The sequence below is a fragment of the Pseudomonas fluvialis genome, assembly GCF_014207935.1.
Lineage (GTDB): Bacteria > Pseudomonadota > Gammaproteobacteria > Pseudomonadales > Pseudomonadaceae > Aquipseudomonas > Aquipseudomonas fluvialis_A.
Window position 1 is genome coordinate 192685 of sequence record NZ_JACHLL010000006.1, and the last position, 26161, is coordinate 218845.

General features: G+C 60.2%; 25 protein-coding genes and 1 pseudogene. 7 read left to right on the forward strand and 19 right to left on the reverse strand.

The annotated features are described in order from the left end of the window. Positions 1 to 2: 2 nt before the first annotated feature. The 14 genes and pseudogenes from nuoC to HNP49_RS16200 all read right to left on the reverse strand — a co-directional run bounded on the left by nuoC (position 3) and on the right by HNP49_RS16200 (position 13580). A complete protein-coding gene (gene nuoC, locus HNP49_RS16135; RefSeq protein ID WP_184684965.1) occupies positions 3 to 1784 on the reverse strand; it encodes an NADH-quinone oxidoreductase subunit C/D in 1782 nt (593 codons plus the stop codon). A 44-nt stretch (positions 1785 to 1828) separates the two neighbouring features. Next, a complete protein-coding gene (locus HNP49_RS16140; RefSeq protein WP_095940730.1) occupies positions 1829 to 2506 on the reverse strand; it encodes an NADH-quinone oxidoreductase subunit B family protein in 678 nt (225 codons plus the stop codon). 10 nt (positions 2507 to 2516) lie between these two features. Continuing rightward, positions 2517 to 2930, reverse strand: a complete 414-nt coding sequence (locus HNP49_RS16145) for an NADH-quinone oxidoreductase subunit A (protein WP_095940731.1) — start codon at positions 2928 to 2930, stop codon at positions 2517 to 2519. A gap of 361 nt (positions 2931 to 3291) precedes the next feature. Beyond that, positions 3292 to 3780, reverse strand: a complete 489-nt coding sequence (locus HNP49_RS16150; RefSeq protein ID WP_184684967.1) for a DUF4442 domain-containing protein — start codon at positions 3778 to 3780, stop codon at positions 3292 to 3294. Positions 3781 to 3968: 188 nt separating this feature from the next. After that, entirely contained in the window at positions 3969 to 5564 is a 1596-nt protein-coding gene (locus HNP49_RS16155) for an isocitrate lyase (RefSeq protein WP_184684969.1), read from the reverse strand. Between the two features lie 386 nt (positions 5565 to 5950). Then, positions 5951 to 6760: a secretin N-terminal domain-containing protein gene (locus tag HNP49_RS16160; protein ID WP_184684971.1), complete on the reverse strand. Its 810-nt coding sequence runs from the start codon at positions 6758 to 6760 to the stop codon at positions 5951 to 5953. Beyond that, a complete protein-coding gene (locus HNP49_RS16165) occupies positions 6757 to 7389 on the reverse strand; it encodes a histone acetyltransferase HPA2 (protein WP_184684973.1) in 633 nt (210 codons plus the stop codon). Before HNP49_RS16165 ends, HNP49_RS16160 begins: the two co-directional genes overlap by 4 nt. Positions 7390 to 7395: 6 nt before the next feature. After that, entirely contained in the window at positions 7396 to 7824 is a 429-nt protein-coding gene (locus HNP49_RS16170; protein ID WP_184684975.1) for a GNAT family N-acetyltransferase, read from the reverse strand. Continuing rightward, positions 7817 to 8986, reverse strand: coding sequence for a cupin domain-containing protein (locus HNP49_RS16175; protein ID WP_184684977.1), 1170 nt, complete (start codon positions 8984 to 8986; stop codon positions 7817 to 7819). The genes HNP49_RS16170 and HNP49_RS16175 overlap by 8 nt, the downstream gene beginning before the upstream one ends. A gap of 60 nt (positions 8987 to 9046) precedes the next feature. Continuing rightward, positions 9047 to 10417, reverse strand: a complete 1371-nt coding sequence (purB, locus tag HNP49_RS16180; RefSeq protein ID WP_184684979.1) for an adenylosuccinate lyase — start codon at positions 10415 to 10417, stop codon at positions 9047 to 9049. Between the two features lie 69 nt (positions 10418 to 10486). Then, entirely contained in the window at positions 10487 to 11344 is an 858-nt protein-coding gene (locus tag HNP49_RS16185) for a DMT family transporter (RefSeq protein ID WP_184684981.1), read from the reverse strand. Positions 11345 to 11346: 2 nt separating this feature from the next. Next, positions 11347 to 11967: a high frequency lysogenization protein HflD gene (gene hflD / locus HNP49_RS16190; RefSeq protein ID WP_184684983.1), complete on the reverse strand. Its 621-nt coding sequence runs from the start codon at positions 11965 to 11967 to the stop codon at positions 11347 to 11349. Positions 11968 to 11970: 3 nt separating this feature from the next. After that, a pseudogene (mnmA, locus tag HNP49_RS16195) lies at positions 11971 to 13085 on the reverse strand (tRNA 2-thiouridine(34) synthase MnmA); the annotation flags it as partial. A gap of 51 nt (positions 13086 to 13136) precedes the next feature. Continuing rightward, positions 13137 to 13580, reverse strand: a complete 444-nt coding sequence (locus HNP49_RS16200) for an NUDIX hydrolase (protein WP_184684987.1) — start codon at positions 13578 to 13580, stop codon at positions 13137 to 13139. Between the two features lie 325 nt (positions 13581 to 13905). On the opposite strand from HNP49_RS16200, the gene icd reads away from it, so the two are divergent. Then, positions 13906 to 15159 carry an NADP-dependent isocitrate dehydrogenase gene (gene icd, locus HNP49_RS16205; RefSeq protein WP_184684989.1) on the forward strand — a complete coding sequence of 418 codons (1254 nt, stop codon included), beginning with the start codon at positions 13906 to 13908 and terminating at the stop codon, positions 15157 to 15159. A 78-nt stretch (positions 15160 to 15237) separates the two neighbouring features. Here icd and cspD read toward each other — a convergent pair whose 3' ends face one another. Next, positions 15238 to 15507, reverse strand: coding sequence for a cold shock domain-containing protein CspD (gene cspD, locus HNP49_RS16210; RefSeq protein ID WP_184684991.1), 270 nt, complete (start codon positions 15505 to 15507; stop codon positions 15238 to 15240). A 216-nt stretch (positions 15508 to 15723) separates the two neighbouring features. Here cspD and clpS point away from each other — a divergent pair, with 216 nt between their 5' ends. Both clpS and clpA read left to right on the forward strand, forming a co-directional pair. Further along, positions 15724 to 16086 (forward strand): ATP-dependent Clp protease adapter ClpS, encoded by a 363-nt coding sequence (gene clpS / locus HNP49_RS16215; protein WP_184684993.1) that lies wholly within the window; start codon positions 15724 to 15726, stop codon positions 16084 to 16086. A gap of 28 nt (positions 16087 to 16114) precedes the next feature. Continuing rightward, positions 16115 to 18382, forward strand: a complete 2268-nt coding sequence (gene clpA, locus HNP49_RS16220) for an ATP-dependent Clp protease ATP-binding subunit ClpA (protein ID WP_184684995.1) — start codon at positions 16115 to 16117, stop codon at positions 18380 to 18382. 52 nt (positions 18383 to 18434) lie between these two features. Here the strand turns inward: clpA and infA are convergent, their stop codons facing one another. From infA to trxB, 4 genes are all read right to left on the reverse strand, one after another. Then, positions 18435 to 18653, reverse strand: a complete 219-nt coding sequence (infA, locus tag HNP49_RS16225; RefSeq protein WP_002553999.1) for a translation initiation factor IF-1 — start codon at positions 18651 to 18653, stop codon at positions 18435 to 18437. A 103-nt stretch (positions 18654 to 18756) separates the two neighbouring features. After that, positions 18757 to 19464 (reverse strand): arginyltransferase, encoded by a 708-nt coding sequence (locus HNP49_RS16230; protein WP_184684997.1) that lies wholly within the window; start codon positions 19462 to 19464, stop codon positions 18757 to 18759. 53 nt (positions 19465 to 19517) lie between these two features. Then, positions 19518 to 20198 carry a leucyl/phenylalanyl-tRNA--protein transferase gene (aat, locus tag HNP49_RS16235; RefSeq protein WP_184684999.1) on the reverse strand — a complete coding sequence of 227 codons (681 nt, stop codon included), beginning with the start codon at positions 20196 to 20198 and terminating at the stop codon, positions 19518 to 19520. A gap of 39 nt (positions 20199 to 20237) precedes the next feature. After that, the gene (trxB, locus tag HNP49_RS16240) at positions 20238 to 21188 is read right to left on the reverse strand and encodes a thioredoxin-disulfide reductase (RefSeq protein WP_095940748.1); all 951 of its coding nucleotides are present in this window, start codon (positions 21186 to 21188) and stop codon (positions 20238 to 20240) included. 192 nt (positions 21189 to 21380) lie between these two features. On the opposite strand from trxB, the gene ftsK reads away from it, so the two are divergent. Genes ftsK through crcB form a run of 4 tightly spaced genes read left to right on the forward strand, consistent with a single transcriptional unit; the run spans position 21381 to position 26158 of the window. Then, complete coding sequence (ftsK, locus tag HNP49_RS16245; RefSeq protein ID WP_311772131.1) at positions 21381 to 23807, forward strand: DNA translocase FtsK; 2427 nt, start codon at positions 21381 to 21383, stop codon at positions 23805 to 23807. 19 nt (positions 23808 to 23826) lie between these two features. Next, positions 23827 to 24453, forward strand: coding sequence for an outer membrane lipoprotein chaperone LolA (gene lolA / locus HNP49_RS16250; protein ID WP_184685003.1), 627 nt, complete (start codon positions 23827 to 23829; stop codon positions 24451 to 24453). Positions 24454 to 24461: 8 nt separating this feature from the next. Further along, complete coding sequence (locus tag HNP49_RS16255; protein ID WP_184685005.1) at positions 24462 to 25787, forward strand: replication-associated recombination protein A; 1326 nt, start codon at positions 24462 to 24464, stop codon at positions 25785 to 25787. Continuing rightward, entirely contained in the window at positions 25784 to 26158 is a 375-nt protein-coding gene (gene crcB / locus HNP49_RS16260) for a fluoride efflux transporter CrcB (protein WP_184685007.1), read from the forward strand. The genes HNP49_RS16255 and crcB overlap by 4 nt, the downstream gene beginning before the upstream one ends. Positions 26159 to 26161 lie beyond the last annotated feature (3 nt).

Consider the following 26161-nt stretch of genomic DNA (forward strand, 5'->3'; position numbering starts at 1 on the left):
GCTTAGCGGTCCACGTCAGCCATAACGAAGTCGATACTGCCCAGATAGGCAATCAGGTCAGCCACCATGCTGCCGCGGATCACCGAAGGAATCTGCTGCAGGTGGGCGAAGCTCGGCGTGCGGATGCGCGTCCGGTAGCTCATGGTGCTGCCATCGCTCGTCAGGTAATAACTGTTGATGCCCTTGGTCGCCTCGATCATCTGGAAGGCTTCGTTGGCCGGCATGACCGGTCCCCAGGAAACCTGCAGGAAGTGGGTGATCAGGGTTTCGATGTGCTGCAGGGTGCGCTCTTTCGGCGGCGGCGTCGTCAGCGGGTGATCCGCCTTGAACGGGCCGGCCGGCATGTTCTTCAGGCACTGATCGATGATACGAATGCTCTGGCGCATCTCCTCGACACGCACCATGCAGCGGTCGTAGGCGTCACCGTTGTGCGCCAGCGGCACTTCGAACTCGAAGTTCTCGTAGCCTGAGTAGGGGCGGGCCTTACGCAGATCGAAGTCGCAGCCGGTAGAACGCAGGCCGGCGCCGGTAACGCCCCATTCCAGCGCTTCCTTGGTGTTGTACTGGGCAACGCCTTTGGTACGGCCGATGAGGATGCTGTTCTGCAGGGCGGCCTTTTCGTATTCGTCCAGGCGCTTGGGCAGCCAGTCCACGAACTCCTTGACCAGCTTGTCCCAGCCGCGCGGAAGGTCGTGTGCCACGCCGCCGATACGGTACCAGGCCGGGTGCAGGCGGAAGCCGGTCACTGCTTCGATCACCTTGTAGGCGCGCTGGCGGTCGGTGAAGGTGAAGAACACCGGAGTCATCGCACCGACGTCCTGGATATAGGTCCCCAGGAACAGCAGATGGCTGGTGATGCGGAAGAACTCGGCCATCATCACACGGATGAAGTCGACGCGGTCCGGCACCTTGATCCCGGCCAGTTTCTCGACGGCAAGGACATAGGGCAGGTTGTTCATCACCCCACCGAGGTAATCGATGCGGTCGGTGTAGGGGATGAAGCTGTGCCAGCTCTGGCGCTCGGCCATCTTCTCGGCGCCACGATGGTGGTAGCCGATCTCCGGCACGCAGTCGACGATCTCTTCGCCATCCAGTTGCAGGATGATGCGGAACGCACCGTGCGCGGAAGGGTGGTTGGGGCCGAGGTTGAGGAACATGTAGTCCTCATGCTCGCTGCCCCGCTTCATGCCCCAGTCTTCCGGCTTGAAACGGGCGGACTCTTCCTCGAGCTGCTGCTTGGCCAGGGTCAGGCTGAACGGATCGAACTCGGTGGCTCGCGCCGGGTAGTCCTTGCGCAGCGGATGGCCTTCCCAGGTCGGCGGCATCATGATGCGGGTCAGGTGCGGATGGCCCTGGAAGGTGATTCCGTACAGGTCCCACACTTCGCGTTCATACCAGTTGGCATTCGGCCAGATCCTGGTCGCGGTCGGCAGGTTGAGGTCACCTTCGTTCAGGGCCACCTTGAGCATGACGTCGCTGTTCCGATCGATCGACAGCAGGTGGTAGAACACGCTGTAGTCGGCGGCTGGCAAACCCTGACGCTGGGTGCGCAGGCGCTCGTCGACGCCATGCAGGTCGTACAGCATGACGTAGGGCTTGGGCGACTGACGCAGGAAGGTCAGTACTTCAATCAGCTTGTCGCGCGGTACCCAGATCACCGGCATACCGGTACGCGTCGGCTGAATGACGAAGGTTTCCGCGCCAAAGCGCGAATTCAGTTCGACGACCACATCTTGGTCGTCGGCCTTGTAAGGCGGGATGTACAGAGCGGAGTCTGCAGTCATGTTCTCGGTCGCTGTCGGGTCAACGGAATGGCAAGCCAGCAGGCTTACACTTCGTCCGGGCTGCGCAGGTTGGTTACCTGAATACGCTGTTCACGGCGCAAGTCCTTCTGGGCTGGCATCTCGGCGCGGTACACGCCTTGCTCACCAACCACCCAGGACAACGGGCGACGCTCCTCACCGATGGAATCCTGCAGCAGCATCAGGGCCTGCAGGAAGGCTTCGGGACGAGGCGGGCAACCCGGCACATAGACATCCACCGGCAGAAACTTGTCCACGCCCTGGACCACCGAGTAAATGTCGTACATGCCGCCGGAGTTGGCACAGGAACCCATTGAAATGACCCACTTGGGCTCCAGCATCTGTTCATACAGACGCTGGATGACCGGGGCCATCTTCACGAAACAGGTACCAGCGACCACCATGAAGTCTGCCTGGCGCGGAGACGCACGAATCACCTCAGCACCGAAGCGGGCAATATCGTGTGGCGCGGTGAAGGCAGTCGTCATTTCCACATAGCAGCAGGAAAGACCGAAGTTGTAGGGCCACAAGGAATTCTTGCGCCCCCAGTTGACGGTCTTGTGCAGTACATCTTCAAGCTTGCCCATGAAGATGTTCTTGTGAACCTGATCTTCTAGCAGCGGGTCCTGGACAGTCTCCCGCTCGCCGATCGGATACTGCTCATTCGGCGCATCCGGATCGATCCGAGTAAGTTTGTATTGCATTGCCAAAGCCTCATTGTTTCAGCTTCGCCTGCCGCTTGCGACGTGCTTCGGGCGCCCAGTCGAGCGCGCCGATACGCCAAAGATAGACAAGACCTGCCAACAGAATTGCGATGAAAATGGTAGCTTCGATAAAGCCGGCCCACCCGCTTTCGCGAACGGATACCGACCAGGCGAAGAGAAATAGGGCTTCAACGTCGAAGATCACGAACAGCATCGCGACCAGATAGAACTTGGCGGACAGGCGCAGGCGTGCGCTGCCGGTCGGCAGCATGCCGGATTCGAACGGCTCGTTCTTGCTGCGCCCCCAGGCACGGCTACCGAGCAGGCTGGAAACCCCGAGCATGAATGCGATGAGGCCGAACACGGCCAGAAGGAAAAGACCGAAGGCCCAGTTGTGGGCGAGTAGGGCGGTAGATTCAGTCACGCCGGCGCTCCTTTATCTCGTTGGGTGACATATTGAAGATTGGGTTCAATATGTGACCAATATTTGATTTTTGGTCGGCTTAAATTCCTCTAATTCTAAGCGCCCAAGTGTAGCCAAGTAAATTTATCTAACAGAAAAAATGGATAGCCAATAACAGCTTAGGACACTCGCCCCTTAGTGCTGCAAGGCTTGCAAGGCTATTCACAGGTATATCAGGCTTAAGTCGAATGGCCAGTCAATAACCATTTATGTCCGCTTTTTATAAGCTGATATTGCGATCAATTCGCATTAGAAGGCTGTTTGAGCTGCGCTGCATTGATCAGGGACAAGGGTGTCCGGCCATCTGGCCGTCTGCCGGCCTTCAGTGCTGACGTGGCAGCCAGGCCCAGATCATCTCGCAGGTAATGGGTTGCCGGCCTGACTCGTCGGTTATCGCTACCTCCACGGTGATTTCTCCGCGTGTTTGCGTAGCCAGTGTCATCAGTTGCTCGGACGTCAGGGTGGCCAGCGCACGCAGACTACCTGTTGCGCGTCGCCTGTAGTCGACTTGCAGGGTCTTGATCAGCAGCAGATGGGTGTCCGGGACGCTCATGCCGACCAGGAAGCCTGTGGCTGACTCGGCCAGTAACGCCATGGCAGCGGCATGTATGCCGCCCACATGATTGCGCACGCGGCGCCTGTTGCGCAGAGTCAGGCAGGCTTGCTGCGGGGTGAGGCTATCCACCCGGATTCTGGCCGTACCGGCAAAGCGGACCTGGGAGGCAAATAGCAGACTGAGCAGGGAGGGGCGCAGGCCTTGCGGCAGGCGATTGATCAGACTGACCGCGCGCTTGAGTCGATTACTGGGCACGACTGCTTCCTGGATGAGAGAAAGCTGGATTGTCGGTGCCGCGCATGTCGGTGTCTCTGGCCGTCAGCGCAGCCTGGAGCCGTCATTCTGGTCAATCCGCAGAAACGACAAACCCCAGCCTAGCTGGGGTTTGTTGGGCAACACTAGCGGAAAGTGCGACGGCAACTTCCCGCTGGAGCCAGTTCCTATTAGTGGAACTGGTTCATGGTGTTGTCTTTACCGGAGGCCTTCAGAGCCGCTTCGCCAGCGAAGTACTCTTTGTGGTTGTCACCGATGTCGGAACCAGCCATGTTCTGATGCTTGACGCAAGCGATGCCTTGACGCAGCTCTTGACGCTGAACACCTTTCACGTAGGCCAGCATGCCCTGATCTGCGAAGTAACCTTTGGCCAGGTTGTCGGTCGACAGCGCGGCAGTGTGGTAGGTCGGCAGAGTGATCAGGTGGTGGAAGATGCCGGCCTGAGCCGAACCATCGCGCTGGAAGGTACGGATCTTCTCGTCAGCAACCTGAGCCAGTTCGGTCTCGTCGTACTCGACGCTCATCAGCTTGGCGCGGTCGTAGGCGGAAACGTCTTTGCCTTCGGCAACGAACGCATCGAACACCTGCTGACGGAAGTTCAGGGTCCAGTTGAAGGACGGGCTGTTGTTGTAGACCAGCTTGGCGTTCGGGATGACCTTGCGGATCTCGTTAACCATGGCAGCGATCTGGCCAACGTGCGGCTTCTCGGTTTCGATCCACAGCAGGTCGGCACCGTTCTGCAGCGAGGTGATGCAGTCCAGCACGCAACGAGCTTCACCGGTGCCAGCGCGGAACTGGAACAGGTTGGACGGCAGACGCTTCGGACGCAGCAGCTTGCCTTCGCGGTTCAGAACGACGTCGCCGTTCTTCAGGTCGGCAGCGGAAACTTCTTCGCAATCCAGGAAGGAGTTGTACTGGTCGCCCAGGTCGCCAGGAGCGTTGGTCACGGCGATCTGCTTGGTCAGGCCAGCACCCAGGGAGTCGGTACGAGCAACGATCACGCCGTTGTCGATGCCCAGCTCCAGGAAGGCGTAGCGAACAGCAGCGATCTTGGCCAGGAAGTCAGCGTGCGGAACGGTTACTTTACCGTCTTGGTGGCCGCACTGCTTCTCGTCGGAAACCTGGTTTTCGATCTGGATGCAGCAAGCGCCTGCTTCGATCATGCGCTTGGCCAGCAGGTAGGTGGCTTCCGGGTTACCGAAGCCAGCGTCGATGTCTGCGATGATCGGTACGATGTGAGTTTCGTAGTTGTCGATCTGAGCTTGCAGTTCGGCTTCCTTGGCCTTGTCGCCAGCAGCGCGGGCAGCGTCAACGGCGGTGAACAGCAGATCCAGTTCACGGCTGTCAGCCTGGCGCAGGAAGGTGTACAGCTCTTCGATCAGATCGGAGACGGCAGTCTTCTCATGCATCGACTGATCCGGCAGCGGGCCGAAGTCGGAACGCAGAGCAGCAACCATCCAGCCGGACAGGTACAGGTAGCGCTTGTTGGTGGTCTTCAGGTGCTTCTTGATGGCGATCAGCTTCTGCTGGCCAATGAAACCGTGCCAGCAACCCAGCGACTGGGTGTACTTGGAGGAGTCAGCATCGTACTCGACCATGTCTTTGCGCATGATGTCGGCGGTGTACTGAGCGATTTCCAGACCGGTCTTGAAGCGGTTCTGCGCGCGCATGCGAGCAACCGATTCCGGGTTGATAGCGCTCCAGCTGCTGCCGGCAGCTTCTTTCAGTGCGGCAACGGCTTTGATGTCGTTTTGATAAGCTGACATGGTCAATCCTTCAAAGTATGTGTTTGGTTAAGCACCTGGTTCCCATCCGGCTACACGCCGCAGAACGCCGAAGATGCTGACTGACACGGATTGACACTAAGGAGGAGGGGCTGGACTGGCAGGATCGCCTATCGAAGAGCTCCGATGGGGCGACACAGCAGTTGATCGTTACGCTTCCCCGTCCCTCAGGACAACCTCGTTCCAGTCGCAACCTCGTCGAACGGCCTTGTGGGCTGGTAAGACACAGATCATGTTGAAGTTCTTCGCGATGATCTGGAGGCTTTCAAAGCCTCTGGCTAGCGGGAGCGCGGCAATGATGCGCCTAGCTGGCGCGGGCGTCAATCAATTTGTAGTGCCGATTATCGGGCACTACATTTTGCGACTGCTCAGTCAAGCGCCTCGACCTTGATGCGCATGCTGGTGTCGCTGTAGCCCTGTGTCGACCGCCTTTGCAGAAAGCCCTGGCTGTCTCCCTGGCTCTGCTCACTGACGCCACCCAACTGAATCCACTCGCCAAGGCGGCCGCTGACCCGAGTATCGGCGCTCTGTACGTCAATCACGCCAGGCTGATGCTGACTGAGGCGGTCGTTATTGCTGCTGATGCTCAAATGCACCATTTGCCCCGTCACCGATGCTGTGACGTAAAAGCCCTGGGTGACATTGCGGTATTCGGTATTGCTGTAGACCTGGCCATAGGGACCGACACTGGTACTGGTCAGTGGTACGCTCTGGCCGACCTGAATCAGCGCTGGATAGCCTTCGCTGGCCTGGATCTGCTGTACACCGCCACGGCGACTGTCGGTACTGCGACGGATAATGCGGACCTGATCATGCCCTTGGACTTCGCCGCGACCCGCTTCAATCTCGACATTACCGGCACTTGCCGAGCCATCGACGCGATAGCCCTCGGTATCGCCTGCGGCAGACTCACTGGTATCGACGCTGATCAGCAGTCGGCGCGGAGCGGTGTCCAGCTGCGCAACCAGCTGACGGACTTCCTCGATCTTGGCGGGTTCGGCATTGATCACCAGTTGGTTGCCGTAACTGCTGACCCGACCTTCACCTGCCAGCATGGACTGCACCACGCCGAGAACCTCGTCAGCGGTACGGTAGTTGAGCTGAATCAATTCGGTGGCCGCCATGACCGGCGCTGTCATAACCAGCAACGAAAGGGCAAGCCAGCGGCGCAGGGTCATAGCAGAAAACTCCTCAGGTCGGGATCACTCAGGCTGTAGCTCCAGGCCTGTTCGAACAGTTGCAACTGCTGTCGCAGTCGCCCCGGATTGCTGTAGTAGGCATAGCCGGCATATTGGCCGGGCTCAGGCCGAATCCACAAAGCACAGTCATCCACCAGCAGAAAACTGCCCTCACTGGCGGGATGTTCCGGATTGACGCGGCGAATGCTGCAGTTGCTCGACAGGCGGCGACTCAGGTTGATCAGGCGGTGACCGTCTTGTACGGCGCGCCGCACATCCTGAACCAGAATGCGCAACTGGTTGCGCGGACTGGCCAGCAGCAACTGGGTACAGGCATCCTGCACGCTGCTGTGGTTATAAAGCCATGGCTCCAGATCGCCGCTGTAAATGCAGATGCGCCGCCGGGCCTGCTGCAACAGTGCCAAGGCGTGAGCGCGAGCAAGATCCGCCGAAGCAAAGCGTTCCAGCGTCTGGTGCTTGCCTAGCTGGAACGGAGCAGGTTCTGGCCTGGCAGAAACAGTCGCCTCAGCAGCAGGATTGTGAATGGCGAAACGCCCGGGAGAGTCGAATTCTATGGCCGGCAGTTCAATGTCTGCAGCGGGAATCTCGTCTTCCGGGCGTTCGCTCATGGTGGCTCAGCTCGATTGTTGGCGCAGCATGTCTACGTGAGGGATGCCGGCATCAAGGTATTCCTCACTGAGGATGCGAAAGCCATGGCGTTCATAGAATGGCGTGGCCTGTACCTGCGCCGACAGACGCTGTTCATGCAGGCCGCGCCGCTCGGCCTCGGCAATCACCGCGGCAAGCAGGGCATCACCCACATTCAGGCCGCGCCAATCCTTCAGCACTGAAACGCGGCCAATCTGGCCATCCGGCAGCAGACGCGCAGTGCCAATCGCATAGTCACCTTCGTACGCCAGGAAGTGCACGGCCTGAGCGTCTTCGGTGTCCCACTCCAGTTCCGGCGGCACAGCCTGTTCGGCAATAAAAACTTTCTCGCGGATGCGGCGCAGATCGGCATTGTCTTTCTGCCAGTCGGCAACGCGTACGCTAATGCTATTCATCGGCGAACCCCAGACTTCCTTGCTTGATCAGTTCGTTGACCAGTTTACGCCCGTCTTCATCTTCCAGCCATTGGCCAAGATTCTCGACATGCAGGGCATCGGCGCTGCAGACCAGCTTCAGCAGCTCGCGCAGGCCTCCCGGCAGCAACCGGCTCTGGCCACTGGCAAACAGCAGCAGATCATCATCGACTTCGCTCCAGGCCAGACGCGCACTGGGGTTGCGAATGATCACGGCTCCCTGCTCGAGGGCTGTGAGCAGATCGTCCTCCTCCAAGTCTTCTCCGGCCACCAGTTCGGGGTAACGCGGCTCGGTCATGAACTGGCCGAACCAGGTCAGCAGCAGGCGCTCGTCGCTCATGTGCTCATTGAGCAGGCCTTTGAGGCGCTCCAGGGCATCGCGCTGAATCTGTGCCGGGTCGCTACCCACGGGCTGGATATCGGCGTCGCTGTAACGCTCCTCGTCACTGAGAAACTGCGCCAGGAAATCCGTGAAGTGGGTCAGTACTTCCGCCGCGCTCGGCGCGCGAAAGCCAATCGAATAGGTCATGCAGTCATCCACGGCAGTGCCGAAATGCGCCAGGCGCGGGGGCAGGTAGAGCATGTCGCCGGGCTCCAGTATCCATTCATCGGTACCGGCGAACTCAGCCAGGATGCGCAGGTCGGCATGCGCCAGCAGTGGGCTATCGCTGTCGCACATCTGACCGATCTGCCAACGACGCTGACCATGCCCCTGGAGAAGGAAAACATCGTAATTGTCAAAGTGTGGGCCAACACCGCCACCGGGCGCGGCGTAGCTGATCATCACGTCGTCGATGCGCCAGCTGGGCAGGAAGCGGAACTGCTCCAGCAGCTCGGCTACCTCCGGCACGAATTGATCGACTGCCTGCACCAGCAGGGTCCAGTCACGCTCCGGCAGCTGGCTGTAGGTGTCGTCGGCAAACGGTCCGCGGCGCAGTTCCCAGGGATGCTCGCCATGCTCAAGCACTAGGCGCGACTCGATTTCTTCTTCCAGCGACAGGCCGGCCAGTTCATCCGGCGTCAGCGGGCTGACAAAATCAGGAATGGCCTGACGGATCAGCAGCGGCTTTTTCTGCCAGTAATCGCGCAGAAATTCACGGGCAGTGAGCCCGCCCAGCAGTTGCAGTGGAGTGTCAGGATTCATAGTTAAACCTTTGAAATAAAAACGCCCGGCACAGCCGGGCGTGCAATGTGGAGGCGTCTGTCAGACGCGCTTGGCTTGCGCAACGGCATTGCCGATGTAGCTGGCCGGGGTCATCTGCCGCAGTTCGGCCTTGGCGGCTTCCGGCATATCGAGGCTGTCGATGAAGGTCTGCAGCGCAGCGGCGGAAATGCCTTTGCCGCGAGTCAGCTCCTTGAGCTTCTCGTAGGGGTTTTCGATGCCATAACGGCGCATCACGGTCTGCACCGGCTCGGCGAGCACTTCCCAGCAGGCGTCGAGGTCTTCGGCGATGCGTGCGGCGTTCAGTTCAAGTTTGCCGATACCCTTGAGGCTGGCTTCGTAGGCGATAACGCTGTGGGCGAAGCCGACACCGAGGTTGCGCAGCACGGTCGAGTCGGTCAGGTCACGCTGCCAGCGGGAGATAGGCAGCTTGCTGGCCAGATGCTGGAAGATCGCATTGGCGATGCCCAGGTTGCCTTCGGAGTTCTCGAAGTCGATCGGGTTGACCTTGTGCGGCATGGTCGAGGAGCCGATCTCGCCGGCTACGGTCTTCTGCTTGAAGTAGCCGAGGGAGATGTAGCCCCAGACATCGCGGTCGAAGTCGATGAGGATGGTGTTGAAGCGGGCGATGGCGTCGAACAGCTCGGCAATGTAGTCGTGCGGCTCGATCTGGGTGGTGTAGGGGTTGAACTGCAGACCCAGGTCGCCCTCGATAAATTCGCGGGCATTGGCTTCCCAGTCGATTTCCGGGTAGGCCGACAGGTGCGCGTTGTAGTTGCCCACGGCACCGTTGATCTTGCCCAGCAGCGGCACGGCAGCCACTTGCGCGATCTGGCGCTCCAGTCGGTAGACGACATTGGCCAGCTCCTTGCCAAGCGTGGTGGGCGACGCCGGCTGGCCGTGGGTACGCGACAGCATCGGTACGTCGGCGAACTGTACGGCCAGGGCTCGGATGGACTCGGCAATCTGGCGCATCAGCGGCAGCAGCACAGTGTCGCGGCCTTCGCGCAGCATCAGGGCGTGGGACAGGTTGTTGATGTCCTCGCTGGTGCAGGCGAAATGGATGAATTCATTGACCGCCGCCAGTTCCGGCAGGCGCTTGGCCTGCTCCTTGAGCAGGTATTCCACGGCTTTGACGTCGTGGTTGGTGGTGCGCTCGAATTCCTTGACCCGCTCGGCATGCTCGATGGCAAAGTTTTCGGCCAACTCGTTGAGCAGGGCATTGGCTTCGGCAGAGAAGGGCGCCACCTCGCTGATGCCCGGATGATTGGCCAGGCGCTGCAGCCAACGCACTTCAACCAGAACGCGGCAGCGAATCAGACCGTATTCACTGAAGATCGGGCGCAGGGCGCTGGTCTTGCCGGCGTAGCGGCCATCTACGGGGGAAACTGCAGTGAGCGAGGAGAGCTGCATGGGGCGTTCTCGGCGAGTCGGGCAAAAATGGGGCGCAGATTATAACGGAAGAATCGGTACTGCGCTTGCTCAGCGCTTACGCCGGATGACCGCACTGAGGCTGGCGCCGAATATCAGCAGGGTTCCCAGGACTGACCACAGGTCAGGGGTTTCGCCCCAGCGCAGCCAGGCCAGCAGGCCGCTGAAGACAATCGCCAGGTAAGCGAACGGTCCGATCAGTCCGGGCGGCGCCAGGGTATAGGCCTTGGACATGGCCAGCTGGCTGATGGTCGCCATAACCCCAACAGCAACCAGCAACAGCAGGGTAGTGTCACTCAGCGGTTGCCAGGTCAGAACAAAGGGCACTGTCGAGCCGAGGGTGCTGAACAGGGCAAAATAGAACACCATGCGAAATGCCGGTTCGGTATCGCTCATCTCGCGGATCGAGACAAAGGCAAAGGCGGCCAGGATGCTGGCAGCCAGGCCGACCAGCGATAGGCTGTCGAATAGTGCGCCACTGGGTTTGGCGACCAGCAGCACACCGGCAAAGCCAACCAGCGATGTGAGCTGCATTCGGCGTGTCAGCGGCTCCTTCAGCCACCACCAGGCTATCAGCGGGGTAAAAACCGGCGCCGAATAGGTAAACACCATGGCGTCAGCCAGAGGCAGGTGCGCAATGGCGTAAAAGAAGCAGTACATGGCCAGCAGGCCGAAACCGCTGCGCCACAGATGAGACTTGAGGCGCCGGGTGTGCAAGGGCGCCACGCCCTTGAGCAGCACCAGTGGCAGAAAGGCCAGCACGCCGATCAGGTTGCGAAAGAACACCACGGCTTCGTTGCCCGCGGTGCTGGAAACCTCGCGGATCAGCACCCCCATCAACGAGAACAGCAAGGCCGACAAGGCCAGTAGCAGGGCGCCCTGCACTGGCTTTAAGCTGCGGGTGGCCATGCTCAGTTACGAATCAGCGGGTACAGGGCGTTGAGCAGCTTGCGACGGCTGAAAAGCAGCTGCCAGCGTCGGCCACCGAGCTGGTGCCAGAGACGTGCCGCACGAATACCGGCAAGCAGCAGAGCTCGAATCTTCGCGGCGTTGGCCGGTTGCTGGAGAAAACGCATGTCGCCATGAACCTGAATGCGCTGACGGAAGGTGCTGATGGTGTCCTGATACAGGCCGCCACAGGCCGCGATGACATTTTCGTGAGCAACACCAAAGTGCTGAACCTGCTGCTCGATCTGATCCAGCCGAGAACCCATGATCTCAAGCAGGTCGTTACGGGCATTCAGTTGGCGCTCCAGTCCCAGCATGGCCAAGGCATAGCGCAATGGTTCACGCTGCAGACTGGCCGGATTACGCTCCAGTGCGCTGGCCAGCGCCTTGAAGCCATCCTTGAGGTTCAGCGTATCGCCGCCGTACACCTCGAGGGTGTTGCCCGGGTTGCGCACCAGCAGGCTGCCAATCAGGCATGCTACGGGCGCTTCGGGAACCTGGCCGGTGCGGGCGATACGATCAGCCAGGCTGGCGGCAGCGAACACTGCGCCGAGCGCAACCAGTTGCTCTTCAAGGGCAGTCATGCGCGGTTCTCCGCCAAATGGTCGGGTTCGGCTCGCTCGATCACGCCGCCGCCCAGGCAGACTTCACCGTCATAGAAGACCACGGACTGTCCCGGTGTGACCGCACGCTGTGGCTCATCGAAGACCACGCGGTAACCGTGCTGCGGGTCATAACTGAGTACGCAGGCCTGGTCGGCCTGGCGGTAACGCACCTTGGCGGTCAGTCGCCGCGGAGTGCTGAGATCAACCGGGTTGACCCAGAAGATTTCAGTCGCCAGCAAGGCTTCGGCAAACAGCCATGGATGATTATTGCCCTGGCCCACGACCAGCACGTTGCGCTTGAGATCTTTGGCCAGCACATACCAGGGCTCGTCACTGGCGTCCTTCATGCCGCCAATGCCCAGCCCCTGACGCTGACCCAGCGTGTGATACATCAGGCCATGATGACGACCGATAACATCGCCATCAGTGGTCTCGATATCACCGGGCTGAGCGGGCAGATACTGCTTGAGGAAGTCGCTGAAACGACGTTCGCCAATGAAGCAGATGCCGGTCGAATCCTTTTTCTTGGCTGTTGCCAGACCATGCTTCTCGGCAATCGCGCGGACCTGGGGCTTTTCCAGTTCACCCACCGGGAACAGTGTCTTGGCGATCTGTTCGCCGCCCACGGCGTGCAGGAAATAGCTCTGGTCCTTGTTCGGGTCGAGGCCCTTTAGCAGTTCGCTACGACCGTCGATATCACGACGACGCACATAGTGACCGGTGGCGATCAGGTCGGCGCCGAGCGACAGGGCGTAGTCAAGGAATGCTTTGAACTTGATTTCGCGGTTGCACAGGATGTCCGGATTCGGCGTACGTCCGGCCTTGTATTCGGCCAGGAAGTGCTCGAACACGTTGTCCCAGTACTCGGCGGCGAAGTTGGCGGTGTGCAGCTTGATGCCGATGCGGTCGCACACGGCCTGGGCGTCGGCCATGTCTTCCTTGGCAGTGCAGTACTCGCTGCCGTCATCTTCCTCCCAGTTCTTCATGAACAGGCCTTCGACCTGATAACCCTGCTCAAGTAGCAGCAAGGCAGAAACCGAGGAGTCGACGCCGCCGGACATGCCGACAATGACGCGGGTATTGGCTGGAGTTTGCATGATGATCAGTACGGCAAAAGCGCGATTCTAGCAGCTGCCTGCCCGCCGCCGTTAGCCTTGGCGAATCAACGCCAGCGGAAAGCATTCCCCGGCCAGGTAGTCGTCCACGCAGCGCAGTACCAGTTCACTGCGCCAGCGCTGGGGATCGGCAGCTAGTTCGTCTCGGCTCATCCAGCGCGGGCCGATAATGCCATCGTCGAGCTCAAGTTCCGGATCATGGCGCAGCGGCTTGGCCGCAAAGCACACCCGCTGGTAGGTAATGCCATTGCTGGGAGCGGTATACAGATAGATGCCGGTGACGCCTGTCAGCTCCACATGCCAACCAGTTTCTTCCAGGGTTTCGCGCAAAGCGGCCTCGATAAGACTTTCGTCGGCTTCCAGATGGCCAGCAGGCTGGTTAAATACGGCACGGCCGCCGGCTATTTCTTCGACCAGGAGAAAACGTCCCTGATCCTCCACTACCGTGGCCACGGTCACATGAGGAATAAAACGCATCACTCAGACTCCTGAAACTTGTGCGCGGATCTTAGCGTCTGATGCACTGCGCAGCGAGTCACAAGCATTCTGCGTGGCAGCTGCTAGATTTATAGCGGCCGCCATTCAGGGAGGTAGCGGATGCCCGTGCACCCGGCACTACATGAGGCCGAATGGGGTCTTCAGCCCTTGGATAGAGCGCAACGAATTGTAAGCAAGCAAATGAAAGTGCGTGACATCTTGTAGAAAAACTACAAGAATGAAGCGCTTCTTATGAGACCCAAAAGAGCCCTCTATCACGCCACCCGCGCGGTAGATGACAGATCACACAAAAACGGAGTCCAGCATGGGATACCAGAAAATCCAGGTACCGGCCGGTGACAAAATCACCGTCAATGCCGATATGTCCCTGAACGTGCCGAACAACCCGATCATCCCCTTTATCGAAGGCGATGGTATTGGCGTCGATATCAGCCCCGTCATGATCAAGGTGGTTGATGCTGCCGTACAGAAAGCCTACGGTGGCGAACGCAAGATCTCCTGGATGGAAGTCTATGCTGGCGAAAAGGCCACCCAGGTCTACGACCAGGATACCTGGCTGCCGCAGGAAACCCTCGACGCAGTACGCGACTATGTTGTATCGATCAAAGGCCCGCTGACTACTCCGGTCGGTGGCGGCATTCGCTCGCTGAACGTGGCTCTGCGCCAGCAGCTCGATCTGTATGTCTGCCTGCGCCCGGTGCGCTGGTTCGAAGGCGTACCAAGCCCGGTGAAGAAGCCCGGCGACGTCGACATGACCATCTTCCGTGAGAACTCGGAAGACATCTATGCCGGTATCGAGTGGAAAGCCGGCTCGCCCGAGGCCAACAAGGTCATCAAGTTCCTCAAAGAGGAAATGGGCGTAACCAAGATTCGCTTCGACCAGGACTGCGGCATCGGCGTCAAGCCGGTTTCCAAAGAAGGCACCAAGCGCCTGGTACGCAAGGCCCTGCAGTACATCGTGGACAATGACCGCGAGTCGCTGACCATCGTGCACAAAGGCAACATCATGAAGTTCACCGAAGGTGCCTTCAAGGATTGGGGCTACGAAGTGGCGCGTGACGAGTTCGGCGCTGAGCTGCTGGATGGCGGCCCGTGGATGCAGTTCACCAATCCGAAGACTGGCCGCAAGGTCGTGGTCAAGGATGCCATCGCCGACGCCATGCTGCAGCAGATCCTGCTGCGTCCGGCCGAGTACGACGTGATCGCTACCCTGAACCTGAACGGTGACTACCTGTCCGACGCTCTGGCGGCCGAAGTAGGTGGTATCGGTATCGCGCCGGGCGCCAACTTGTCCGATACCGTCGCCATGTTCGAGGCGACCCACGGCACCGCACCGAAGTACGCGGGCCAGGACAAGGTCAACCCCGGCTCGGTCATCCTCTCTGCCGAGATGATGCTGCGTCACATGGGTTGGACCGAAGCGGCCGACCTGATCATCAAGGGCACCAATGGCGCTATCGCTGCCAAGACCGTGACCTATGACTTCGAACGTCTGATGGATGGCGCGACCCTGCTGTCCTGCTCGGAGTTCGGCGACGCAATGATCCAGCACATGTAATTCGGCGCTGGAACAAAAAAAGGCCGGTCATTGACCGGCCTTTTTCATATGCGCTTTTTGCCGTGCTTCTACCGTGTATCAGGCTTCTGCAGGAACGTGCGCGGCGGGAGAGAGTGCTTCTTCGCTCGGCTTGGCGGGGATTGCCCCGGCTGCACTGATATTGACCGCGTGTAGCCCCTTGGGGCCCTGAATAATGTCGAACTGGACAGCCTGGCCGGCCTTCAGGGTTTTGTAGCCATCCATCTGAATGGCGGAGAAGTGGGCGAACAGGTCCTCATCTCGGCCGTCAGCGAGGATGAACCCATAGCCCTTGGCGTTGTTGAACCACTTGACCTTACCGCTGATCATGCTGATATCCCTCTGCAAAGCACTCCATCACTGGAGTATCATCAACTTCAACCCGTAGGCACTCATTGCCGACGCGGGTACCTGATACCCGTAGTGGGTATTTATTGGTTTTAACACTCTTTTTTCTTTAGTCAAGGCACGCGACGGCAACCTTGCGAAGCCGGTCAATCTCTCTCCCGTGCCGCTTGTCCACTCGACCTGAGTTACCGAGCCCGCATGCGTGCAAGCAGCCAGATTCAACTAACATCAAATCAGGATCATCCAGACGCCCATGAGGATGACGCCTCCGGTCTGGCCGTGCAGGAAGCGCGCCCCAAACTGCAGGCGCCACCAATGTACAAGGTGATTCTGTTTAATGATGACTACACGCCAATGGACTTTGTGGTGGAGGTGCTGGAGGTCTTCTTTGCGATGAATCGCGAGAAAGCCACCAAGGTGATGCTGACCGTGCACACCGAAGGCAAGGCAGTTTGCGGGGTATACACCCGAGACATTGCCGAGACCAAGGCGATGCAGGTCAATCAGTACGCCCGCGAGTGCCAACACCCGCTACTCTGTGAAATAGAGAAGGACAACTGATGCTGGTTGCGTGGAATGAGGTGAAGTCATGTTGAATCGCGAATTAGAAGTCACCCTCAATCTGGCCTTCAAGGATGCCCGGGCCAAACGCCACGAATTCATGACGGTCGAGCACCTGCTGCTGGCTCTGCTCGACAACGAGGCTGCAGCCAACGTGCTGCGTGCCTGCGCAGCCAATATGGACAAGTTGCGCCGTGACCTGCAGGAGTTCATCGACTCCACGACACCGCTCATTCCTGCGCATGAGGAAGACCGTGAAACCCAGCCGACCCTAGGGTTCCAGCGCGTGCTGCAGCGCGCAGTGTTCCACGTGCAGAGCTCAGGTAAGCGCGAAGTCACCGGTGCCAATGTGCTGGTGGCGATTTTCAGTGAACAGGAAAGCCAGGCAGTATTCCTGCTCAAACAGCAAAGCGTGGCGCGAATCGACGTCGTCAACTTCATTGCCCACGGTATCTCCAAGGTGCCCGGCCACAATGAAGGTCATGACAGCGAGGAAATGCAGGACGAGGAGGGGGGCGAAGCAGCTGCCACCAACCATCCGCTAGATGCCTACGCCAGCAACCTCAACGAACAGGCGCGCCTCGGGCGTATCGATCCCTTGGTCGGTCGCGAGGCTGAGGTTGAGCGCGTTGCTCAGATTCTTGCGCGCCGGCGCAAGAACAATCCCTTGCTGGTTGGCGAAGCCGGTGTTGGCAAGACAGCCATCGCAGAAGGTTTGGCCAAGCGAATCGTAGATGGCGAGGTGCCAGACCTGCTGGCCGACAGCGTGGTCTACTCGCTGGACCTTGGTGCCTTGCTCGCCGGCACCAAATACCGCGGCGATTTCGAAAAACGCTTCAAGGCTCTGCTCAATGAGCTGCGCAAACGCCCTCACGCGATTCTGTTCATCGATGAGATTCATACCATCATCGGAGCAGGCGCTGCATCTGGCGGGGTAATGGATGCCTCCAACCTGCTCAAGCCGATGCTGTCTTCGGGCGAAATCCGCTGCATTGGCTCGACCACCTTCCAGGAGTTTCGTGGCATCTTCGAAAAGGATCGCGCCCTGGCTCGTCGCTTCCAAAAGGTCGACGTGGTTGAGCCTTCGGTGGAAGATACCATCGGCATTCTCAAGGGGCTCAAGGGCCGCTTCGAGCAGCATCATGGCATTCCGTACAGCGATGAAGCCTTGCGCGCCGCGGCTGAACTGGCCTCGCGCTATATCAATGATCGCCACATGCCTGACAAGGCTATCGACGTTATCGACGAAGCCGGTGCCTTCCAGCGCTTGCAGCCCGAATCCAAGCGCGCCAAGTGCATTGATGTGCCCGAGGTGGAGGATATCGTTGCCAAGATCGCGCGAATCCCCCCAAAACACGTCACCACTTCGGACAAGGAGCTGCTGCAGAGCCTTGAGCGCGATCTCAAGCTGACTGTGTTTGGCCAGGACGACGCGATCGAGTCGCTGGCGACGGCCATCAAGCTGTCCCGCGCGGGCCTCAAATCACCCGACAAGCCGGTCGGCTCTTTCCTCTTTGCCGGCCCCACTGGGGTAGGCAAGACCGAAGTGGCTCGCCAGCTGGCTCGTGCACTGGGCGTCGAGCTGGTGCGCTTCGACATGTCCGAGTACATGGAGCGCCACACTGTCTCTCGCCTGATCGGCGCGCCGCCAGGCTATGTTGGCTTTGACCAGGGCGGGCTGCTCACAGAGGCCATCACCAAACAACCGCACTGTGTGCTGCTGCTGGATGAGATCGAGAAGGCGCATCCGGAGGTGTTCAACCTGCTGCTGCAGGTCATGGATCACGGCACCCTGACCGACAACAACGGACGCAAGGCGGACTTCCGCAGCGTGATTCTGATCATGACCACCAACGCCGGCGCGGAAACCGCTTCCCGTGCGTCGATTGGCTTCACGCTGCAGGATCACTCCAGCGACGCCATGGAAGTGATCAAGAAGAGTTTCACGCCCGAGTTCCGCAATCGCCTGGATACCATTATCCAGTTTGGTCGTCTGAGCCACGAAGTCATCAAGAGCGTGGTGGACAAGTTCCTCACCGAGCTTCAGGTGCAACTGGAGGACAAGCATGTGCAACTGCTGGTCAGCGACGCAGCCAAAGGTTGGCTGGCCGAGCGCGGCTACGATGCCATGATGGGCGCACGGCCGATGGCTCGGCTGATTCAGGACAAGATCAAGCGGCCGCTGGCCGAGCAGATCCTGTTCGGCGAGCTGGCGGATCATGGCGGCGTGGTGCATGTGGAGCTGCAGGATGGCGAACTCGCTTTCGCCATCGAGACAGAGGCCGAGCCGGCTTAATCGCCGGCAACGAAAAAGCCCGGCATTGGCCGGGCTTTTTTTGCACTGAGGCTTAGCGGGCGCGGTAGGTGATGCGGCCCTTGCTCAGGTCATACGGCGTCAGTTCAACGCGGACCTTGTCGCCAGTCAGAATGCGGATGTAGTTCTTGCGCATCTTGCCGGAGATATGCGCGGTAACGACGTGCCCGTTTTCCAACTCCACACGGAACATGGTGTTGGGCAGGGTGTCGACGACAGTGCCTTCCATTTCGAAGCTGTCTTCTTTCGACATGCAGTAAAGCCCTCGGTGACCATAGAAAGTGCCGACGCTGATGGCCGGACAAAAACGGCGTGCATTGTGCACGAAAAGCACCCCTGACGCCAAGGGGTGACGCTCAGGTCAGTCGGGCCCAGTGCTGATTGACCAGCAGTTCAAGTGGTCGGTACTGGGTTTTGTAGCTCATCTTGCGGCACTTCTTGATCCAGTAGCCCAGATACACCGACGCCAGTTCGAGCCGCCGGCATTCGGCGATCTGCCAGAGTACGGCGAAACGACCAAGGCTGCGCCGTTCCTCATCCGGGTCATAGAAGGTGTAGACCGCTGACAAGCCCGTCGAGAGCAGGTCAGCCACCGCTACCGCAAGCAGTCGTCCCTCCAGGCGAAATTCGAAGAAATGGCAGAAGGACAGGTCGCGGACCAGAAAGGTGCTGAACTGTTCCCGGCTAGGCGGGTACATGTCGCCGTCGGCGTGGCGCTGCTCGATATAGCGCACATACAGCGCGTAGTACTCCTCGCTGAAAGCCGGGCGAACGCGACAGACCTGCAGATCGGCATTGCGCCGCCAGGCCTTGCGCTGCTGGCGATTGGGCACGAAGTCGGCAACCGGAATCCGCGCGGGAACGCAGGCATTGCAGCTCTGGCAGTGCGGGCGATAAAGGTGATCGCCGCTGCGGCGAAAACCGAGATCGGACAGCTCGGCATACAACTGCACATTCATCGGCTGGCTGGGGTCGAGAAATAGCGTGGTCGCCTGCTCGTCGGGCAGGTAACTGCAGGAATGCGGCTGTGTGGCATAGAACTTCAGGCGGGCCAGCTCGGTCATGATCACGCCTCGATAAACCTGCCTGTAAGTGTAAGCCAGCGCTACCAAGTCGCCTAGGCGATCCAGTCAGCGCTATTGGGGCGCTCAACCAGTTGCGCCAACTGTTCGGCAAAGGCCTGCCGATCAATGGCCCTGGCACCGAAACTGCCGAGATGGCGAGTCTGCATCTGGCAGTCAATCAGGCGGATGCCCCAGCGCTGCAGATCGGGAACCAGATGAGCGAAAGCAATTTTCGAAGCATTGTCGACATGACTAAACATCGACTCGCCAAAGAACACCTGACCGATGCTCAGGCCATACAGGCCACCGACCAGCTCTCCGGCCTGCCAGGTCTCAACCGAATGGGCATGCCCCAAGCGATGAAGCTGCTGATAGGCCCCGCGCATAGCATCGGTGATCCAGGTGCCGTCGGCATAGCTGCGCGGGCCTGCGCAGGCATCGATCACCCGATCAAAAGCCTTGTCGTAGCTGACCTCAAAGGTCTGGCGCCGCAGCACTTTGCCGAGACTTCGGGAAATGTGCAGTTCATTGGGGAACAGCACAAAGCGCGGATCTGGAGACCACCAGAGAATCGGCTGACCTTGCTGATACCAGGGATAACAGCCGTGCCGGTATGCGGCCAGGATGCGTTCCGGTCGCAAGTCGCCGCCCGCCGCGAGCAAGCCATCCGGCTCGCGCATTGCGCGGGCCAGGGGTGGAAAGCTCAGGGAGTCTTTATTCAGCCAGGTCAGCATGGCAGGGGAGAGGGCCGGCAGAACGCCGGCCCGGCAAGATCACAGGTCGTCGAGGTATTTTTCGACATCCAGCGCCGCCATGCAGCCTGCGCCGGCCGAGGTAATGGCCTGACGGTAGATGTGATCGGCCACATCACCGGCTGCAAACACACCGTCAATGCTGGTGGCGGTGGCATTGCCTTCGTTGCCACCCTTGACCAGCAGATAGCCGTCACGCATTTCCAGCTGTCCCTGGAACAGTTCGGTGTTCGGCTTGTGCCCAATGGCGATGAATACACCGGCCAGCTGCAGTTCGGAGGTGCTGCCATCGAGCATGCTCTTCAGGCGCACACCGGTCACGCCGGTATTGTCGCCCAGCACCTCGTCGAGGGTCTGGTTCCAGTGCAGGCGCACGTTGCCGTTGGCTGCTTTTTCGAACAGTTTGTCCTGCAGGATCTTCTCCGAGCGCAGCTTGTCGCGGCGATGGATCAGGTGCACTTCCTTGGCGATATTGGCCAGGTACAGCGCTTCTTCGACGGCGGTGTTGCCGCCACCAACCACACAGACCACCTGATTGCGGTAGAAGAAACCGTCACAGGTGGCACAGGCCGATACGCCCTTGCCGGCAAAGGCTTCTTCCGATGGCAGGCCGAGGTACTGGGCGCTGGCACCGGTAGCAATGATCAGGGCGTCACAGGTGTAGGTGCCACTGTCGCCCTTGAGGGTGAACGGCTTCTGCTGCAGCTCGGCGGTGTGAATATGGTCATAGACGATTTCGGTGTCGAAACGCTCGGCGTGTTCCTGCATGCGTTGCATCAGGCCAGGACCGGTCAGGCCGTGAACATCGCCAGGCCAGTTGTCGACTTCCGTGGTGGTAGTCAATTGGCCGCCAGGCTGGATGCCGGTGATGACCACGGGCTTGAGGTTCGCGCGCGCGGCGTACACGGCAGCGGTATAGCCCGCCGGGCCGGAGCCGAGAATGATCAGGCGCGAATGCTTGACTTCACTCATAAAAACACCTCATAAGCCTTTGTCACATAAAGGAATGCATGCTCCAATGGAGCGTTGCGAAGAGAACTGGCGGCTATGCTACACCCAACCCGGACGGGGCGGCAAAAGCGCGAGGCGCACTTGCCATGGCAAGCGTCAGGTAAAACCGTACAATGGCCGCTTGCCTTGGCCCGCTGAGATGACACGCCCTGCGTGCAGGAAAGACCCGTTTTGAAGGACACCCGATCGCAAGCCCAATTGCCGCTCTGGCGCCAGCAGATCAAATCCCGCCTCAAGGAAGGGCTGCTCCTGGCACTGTGTGCGCTGTGCCTGATCCTGTGGATGGCGCTGTTGACCTACGCGCCCTCCGATCCAGGCTGGACTCACACCAGTAACGTCACCCAGGTGCAGAACGCGGCCGGTCGCGTAGGCGCTTGGGCGGCGGACGTGCTGTTCATGATCCTCGGCTACTTTGCCTATCTCTTCCCCCTGCTGCTGGCTGCCAAGACCTGGCAGGTGTTCCGCCATCGCCATCAGCCGATCGACTGGAGCGGCTGGCTGTTCTCCTGGCGCATGATCGGCCTGATCTTTCTGGTACTGTCGGGCTCGGCACTGGCCTATATCCATTTCCATGCGGGCAGCAGCCTGCCGGCCTCCGCCGGTGGCGCGCTGGGTGAAAGCCTGGGGCAGCTGGCGATCAGCGCTCTCAATGTGCAGGGCAGCACGCTGCTGTTCCTCGCCCTGTTCCTGTTCGGCCTCACGGTGTTCATTGACCTCTCCTGGTTCAAGGTGATGGATATCACCGGCAAGATCACCCTGGACCTAATCGAGCTGATCCAGAACGCCATCGAAAACTGGTGGGCCGCCCGCCAGGAGCGCCAGCAGCTGAAGGTCAAACTGCGCGAGGTCGACCTGCAGGTCGATGAGGTGGTGGCTCCGGTCAAGGTCGACAAGGCCGAGCGCGCCAAGGTCAAGGAGCGCGTGATCGAGCGCGAGGAGTCCCTGGCCAAGTCCATCAGCGAGCGCGAGAAGCGCCCGGCACCGGTGGTCATTCCGCCAGCTGCCGAGCAGAAGCCCGCCGAACCGAGCAAGCGTGTGCTGAAGGAAAAGCAGGCGACGCTGTTTGTCGACAGCGCGGTGGAGGGCACCTTGCCGCCCATCTCCCTGCTTGACCCTGCCGAGAAGAAGCAGAAGAGCTACTCGCCAGAGTCACTGGAGGCGATGTCGCGCCTGCTGGAGATCAAGCTCAAGGAGTTTGGCGTAGAGGTCACGGTCGAGTCGGTGCACCCGGGTCCTGTGATCACGCGTTTCGAGATCCAGCCTGCGGCGGGCGTCAAGGTCAGTCGCATCTCCAACCTGGCCAAGGACCTTGCTCGTTCGCTGGCGGTGATCAGCGTGCGGGTGGTCGAGGTGATTCCCGGCAAGACCACTGTCGGCATCGAAATTCCCAACGAGGACCGCGAGATCGTGCGTTTCTCGGAGGTGCTGTCGTCACGCGAATACGATGAAGCCAAGTCGCCGGTCACCCTGGCGCTCGGCCACGATATCGGCGGCAAGCCGGTGATCACCGATCTGGCGCGCATGCCGCACCTGCTGGTAGCCGGCACCACCGGCTCCGGTAAGTCGGTGGGCGTCAACGCCATGCTGCTCTCGATCCTGTTCAAGTCGACGCCGGAAGAGGCGCGCCTGATCATGATCGACCCGAAAATGCTCGAGCTGTCGATCTACGAAGGCATCCCGCACCTGCTGTGCCCGGTGGTGACCGACATGAAGGAAGCCGCCAATGCGCTGCGCTGGTCGGTGGCCGAGATGGAGCGGCGCTACAGGCTGATGTCCAAGCTCGGCGTGCGCAACCTGGCCGGCTTCAACCGCAAGGTCAAGGAAGCCGCCGAGGCAGGCACACCGATCTTCGACCCGCTGTTCAAGCGCGAGAATCAGGACGATCAGCCGGCCGAGCTGCAGGCGCTACCGACCATTGTGGTCGTGGTCGACGAATTTGCCGACATGATGATGATCGTCGGCAAGAAGGTCGAAGAACTGATCGCACGTATCGCGCAGAAGGCCCGCGCCGCCGGTATCCATCTGATTCTGGCCACCCAGCGGCCTTCGGTGGACGTGATCACCGGCCTGATCAAGGCCAACATTCCGACCCGCATGGCCTTCCAGGTATCCAGCAAGATCGACTCGCGCACCATTCTCGACCAGGGCGGTGCCGAGCAGCTGCTGGGCCATGGTGACATGCTCTACCTGCCGCCGGGCACCGGCCTGCCGATCCGCGTCCACGGCGCCTTCGTCTCAGACGAGGAAGTGCACCGCGTGGTCGAGGCCTGGAAGCTGCGCGGCGCGCCGGACTACATCGAGGACATCCTCAACGGTGCCGACGAGGGTAGCGGTGGCTCCTTCGACAGCACCGGTGGCGAGGGTAGCGAAGGCAGTGAAGAAGATCCGCTGTATGACGAGGCCGTGCGCTTTGTCACCGAAAGCCGTCGCGCCTCCATCTCTGCCGTGCAGCGCAAGCTGAAAATCGGCTACAACCGCGCCGCGCGGATGATCGAATCGATGGAAATGGCCGGCGTGGTCACCTCGATGAACACCAACGGTTCGCGCGAGGTCATAGCCCCTGCGCCCATCCGTGATTAATGTTGCCGTGAGGAATTCGATGCGCCTGTTTCGCTTGCTCTGTATTGCCGCTCTGTCCTGCGCCAGCCTGTTGGCTCAAGCTGACGAAACCGAATCCATCGCCCGCCTGACCAAACTGCTGACCCAGGCGCAGACCATCACCGGCAGTTTTTCCCAGCTGAGCCTCGACGGCTCCGGGGTCAATCTGCAGGAAACCACCGGAAAGATGGCGCTCAAGCGCCCCGGCCTGATGCGCTGGCATACCGATCCGCCTCTGGAGCAGCTGCTGGTCTCCAACGGCCAGAAGGTCTGGCTGTACGACCCGGATCTAGAGCAGGTGACCATCCAGAACCTCGACCAGCGCCTCAGCCAGACCCCGGCGCTGCTGCTCTCCGGCGACATCTCGAAGATCAGCGAGAGCTTTTCCATCACCCACAAGGAAGGCGGCAATATCGTCGATTTCTTCCTCAAACCCAAAGCCAAGGACAGCCTGTTCGATACCCTGCGCCTGTCCTTCCGTGATGGCGTGATCAACGACATGCAACTGCTCGACACCATTGGCCAGCGCACCAACATCCTGTTCCGTGAAGTGAAGATGAACGAGCCGCTGGATGCCGCACAGTTCAACTTCGAAGTTCCGCCAGGCGCGGACGTCATCGAGGAATAGCACCTTTCATGGACCTGTTTGGCAGCGCGCCCATTGCCCAGCCTCTGGCGGCGCGGCTGCGCGCCAGCAGTCTGGACGAGTATGTCGGCCAGGAGCATCTGCTGGCCCCCGGCAAGCCGCTGCGCGAAGCGCTGGAGCAGGGCGCCCTGCACTCGATGATTTTCTGGGGGCCGCCAGGCGTGGGTAAGACCACCCTGGCCAGGCTGCTCGCCCAGGTGTCCGACGCCCATTTCGAGACGATTTCCGCGGTGCTGTCCGGCGTCAAGGAGATCCGTCAGGCGGTTGAGATGGCCAGGCAGCAGATCGCCCAGTACGGCCGCCGGACCATCCTCTTTGTCGATGAAGTGCACCGCTTCAACAAGAGCCAGCAGGATGCCTTCCTGCCCTACGTCGAAGACGGCACGCTGATCTTTATCGGCGCGACGACCGAAAATCCGTCGTTCGAGCTGAACAACGCCTTGCTCTCCCGGGCCCGCGTCTATGTGCTGAAAAGCCTGGATGAAACTGCGATGCGCAAGCTGGTGGCGCGCGCGCTGGGAGAGGATAAAGGGCTGGGCAAACGCCAGTTGCAGCTGCCCGAAGAGAGCTTCCAGATCCTGCTGGCCGCCGCCGATGGCGATGGCAGACGCTTGCTCAACCTGCTGGAGAACGCTGCCGACCTGGCTGAAGATGGCGGCGAGCTCGGCGTTGATCTTCTGCAAAATCTTCTGGGTGACAGTCGCCGGCGTTTCGACAAGGGTGGCGAGGCGTTCTACGACCAGATTTCCGCACTGCACAAATCGGTACGCGGCTCGAACCCAGACGCTGCCCTTTACTGGTACGCGCGCATGCTTGACGGTGGCTGCGACCCGCTGTACCTGGCCCGTCGAGTGGTGCGCATGGCCAGCGAAGATATCGGCAATGCCGACCCGCGAGCGCTGACGCTGTGCCTCAATGCCTGGGATGTGCAGGAACGCCTGGGTAGTCCCGAAGGCGAACTGGCCGTGGCCCAGGCGGTGGTCTACCTGGCGTGCGCCCCCAAGAGCAACGCGGTGTACATGGGCTTCAAGGCCGCCATGCGCGATGCCGCCGAACACGGCTCGCTAGAGGTGCCGCTGCACCTGCGCAATGCACCGACCAAACTGATGAAGGAGCTGGGTTACGGCGAGGAATACCGCTATGCCCACGACGAACCCGATGCCTACGCGGCCGGCGAGGACTACTTTCCCGAGCTGCTGGAACCACGCCAGTATTACCAGCCCGTGCCTCGTGGCCTGGAGTTGAAGATTCGCGACAAGCTCGACCACCTGGGCAAGCTCGATCGGCAGAGCCCGCGCCAACGGAGAAAACCATGATCAAGGTCGCCATCGCCGTCGCCCTGGGCGGAGCCGCCGGATCCTTGCTGCGTTTTCTCACCAGCGCCTGGGTGGTGGCCAACTGGCCGCGGCATTACTACCTGGCAACCCTCACGGTGAACCTGATCGGCTGCCTGGCCATCGGCTTTCTCTCGGCCTGGTTTCTGCTGCGGAGCGATATTCCTATGGTCCTGCGTACCGGCCTTACCGTCGGCGTACTGGGTGGCCTGACCACCTTTTCCAGCTTCAGCCTGGAAGTACTGCGCCTAATGGAAAACGGCCAGCATGGCCTGGCCATCAGCTACCTGCTCGGCAGCGTGATCGGTGGCCTAGGCGCTGCCTGGCTGGGCATGACCCTGGCACGGCTGTAAACG

What these genes read in the sequence shown, in the direction of transcription:
- HNP49_RS16185 (WP_184684981.1), bottom strand. Translation starts at nt 11,344, where the DNA reads ATGGCCACCCGCAGCTTAAAGCCAGTGCAGGGCGCCCTGCTACTGGCC.
- HNP49_RS16155 (WP_184684969.1), bottom strand. Translation starts at nt 5,564, where the DNA reads ATGTCAGCTTATCAAAACGACATCAAAGCCGTTGCCGCACTGAAAGAA.
- HNP49_RS16200 (WP_184684987.1), bottom strand. Translation starts at nt 13,580, where the DNA reads ATGCGTTTTATTCCTCATGTGACCGTGGCCACGGTAGTGGAGGATCAG.
- HNP49_RS16140 (WP_095940730.1), bottom strand. Translation starts at nt 2,506, where the DNA reads ATGCAATACAAACTTACTCGGATCGATCCGGATGCGCCGAATGAGCAG.
- HNP49_RS16175 (WP_184684977.1), bottom strand. Translation starts at nt 8,986, where the DNA reads ATGAATCCTGACACTCCACTGCAACTGCTGGGCGGGCTCACTGCCCGT.
- clpA (WP_184684995.1), top strand. Translation starts at nt 16,115, where the DNA reads ATGTTGAATCGCGAATTAGAAGTCACCCTCAATCTGGCCTTCAAGGAT.
- HNP49_RS16255 (WP_184685005.1), top strand. Translation starts at nt 24,462, where the DNA reads ATGGACCTGTTTGGCAGCGCGCCCATTGCCCAGCCTCTGGCGGCGCGG.
- clpS (WP_184684993.1), top strand. Translation starts at nt 15,724, where the DNA reads ATGCGTGCAAGCAGCCAGATTCAACTAACATCAAATCAGGATCATCCA.
- infA (WP_002553999.1), bottom strand. Translation starts at nt 18,653, where the DNA reads ATGTCGAAAGAAGACAGCTTCGAAATGGAAGGCACTGTCGTCGACACC.
- trxB (WP_095940748.1), bottom strand. Translation starts at nt 21,188, where the DNA reads ATGAGTGAAGTCAAGCATTCGCGCCTGATCATTCTCGGCTCCGGCCCG.
- HNP49_RS16230 (WP_184684997.1), bottom strand. Translation starts at nt 19,464, where the DNA reads ATGACCGAGCTGGCCCGCCTGAAGTTCTATGCCACACAGCCGCATTCC.
- icd (WP_184684989.1), top strand. Translation starts at nt 13,906, where the DNA reads ATGGGATACCAGAAAATCCAGGTACCGGCCGGTGACAAAATCACCGTC.
- lolA (WP_184685003.1), top strand. Translation starts at nt 23,827, where the DNA reads ATGCGCCTGTTTCGCTTGCTCTGTATTGCCGCTCTGTCCTGCGCCAGC.
- nuoC (WP_184684965.1), bottom strand. Translation starts at nt 1,784, where the DNA reads ATGACTGCAGACTCCGCTCTGTACATCCCGCCTTACAAGGCCGACGAC.
- HNP49_RS16160 (WP_184684971.1), bottom strand. Translation starts at nt 6,760, where the DNA reads ATGACCCTGCGCCGCTGGCTTGCCCTTTCGTTGCTGGTTATGACAGCG.
- cspD (WP_184684991.1), bottom strand. Translation starts at nt 15,507, where the DNA reads ATGATCAGCGGTAAGGTCAAGTGGTTCAACAACGCCAAGGGCTATGGG.
- hflD (WP_184684983.1), bottom strand. Translation starts at nt 11,967, where the DNA reads ATGACTGCCCTTGAAGAGCAACTGGTTGCGCTCGGCGCAGTGTTCGCT.
- aat (WP_184684999.1), bottom strand. Translation starts at nt 20,198, where the DNA reads ATGCTGACCTGGCTGAATAAAGACTCCCTGAGCTTTCCACCCCTGGCC.
- purB (WP_184684979.1), bottom strand. Translation starts at nt 10,417, where the DNA reads ATGCAGCTCTCCTCGCTCACTGCAGTTTCCCCCGTAGATGGCCGCTAC.
- HNP49_RS16165 (WP_184684973.1), bottom strand. Translation starts at nt 7,389, where the DNA reads ATGAGCGAACGCCCGGAAGACGAGATTCCCGCTGCAGACATTGAACTG.
- HNP49_RS16170 (WP_184684975.1), bottom strand. Translation starts at nt 7,824, where the DNA reads ATGAATAGCATTAGCGTACGCGTTGCCGACTGGCAGAAAGACAATGCC.
- crcB (WP_184685007.1), top strand. Translation starts at nt 25,784, where the DNA reads ATGATCAAGGTCGCCATCGCCGTCGCCCTGGGCGGAGCCGCCGGATCC.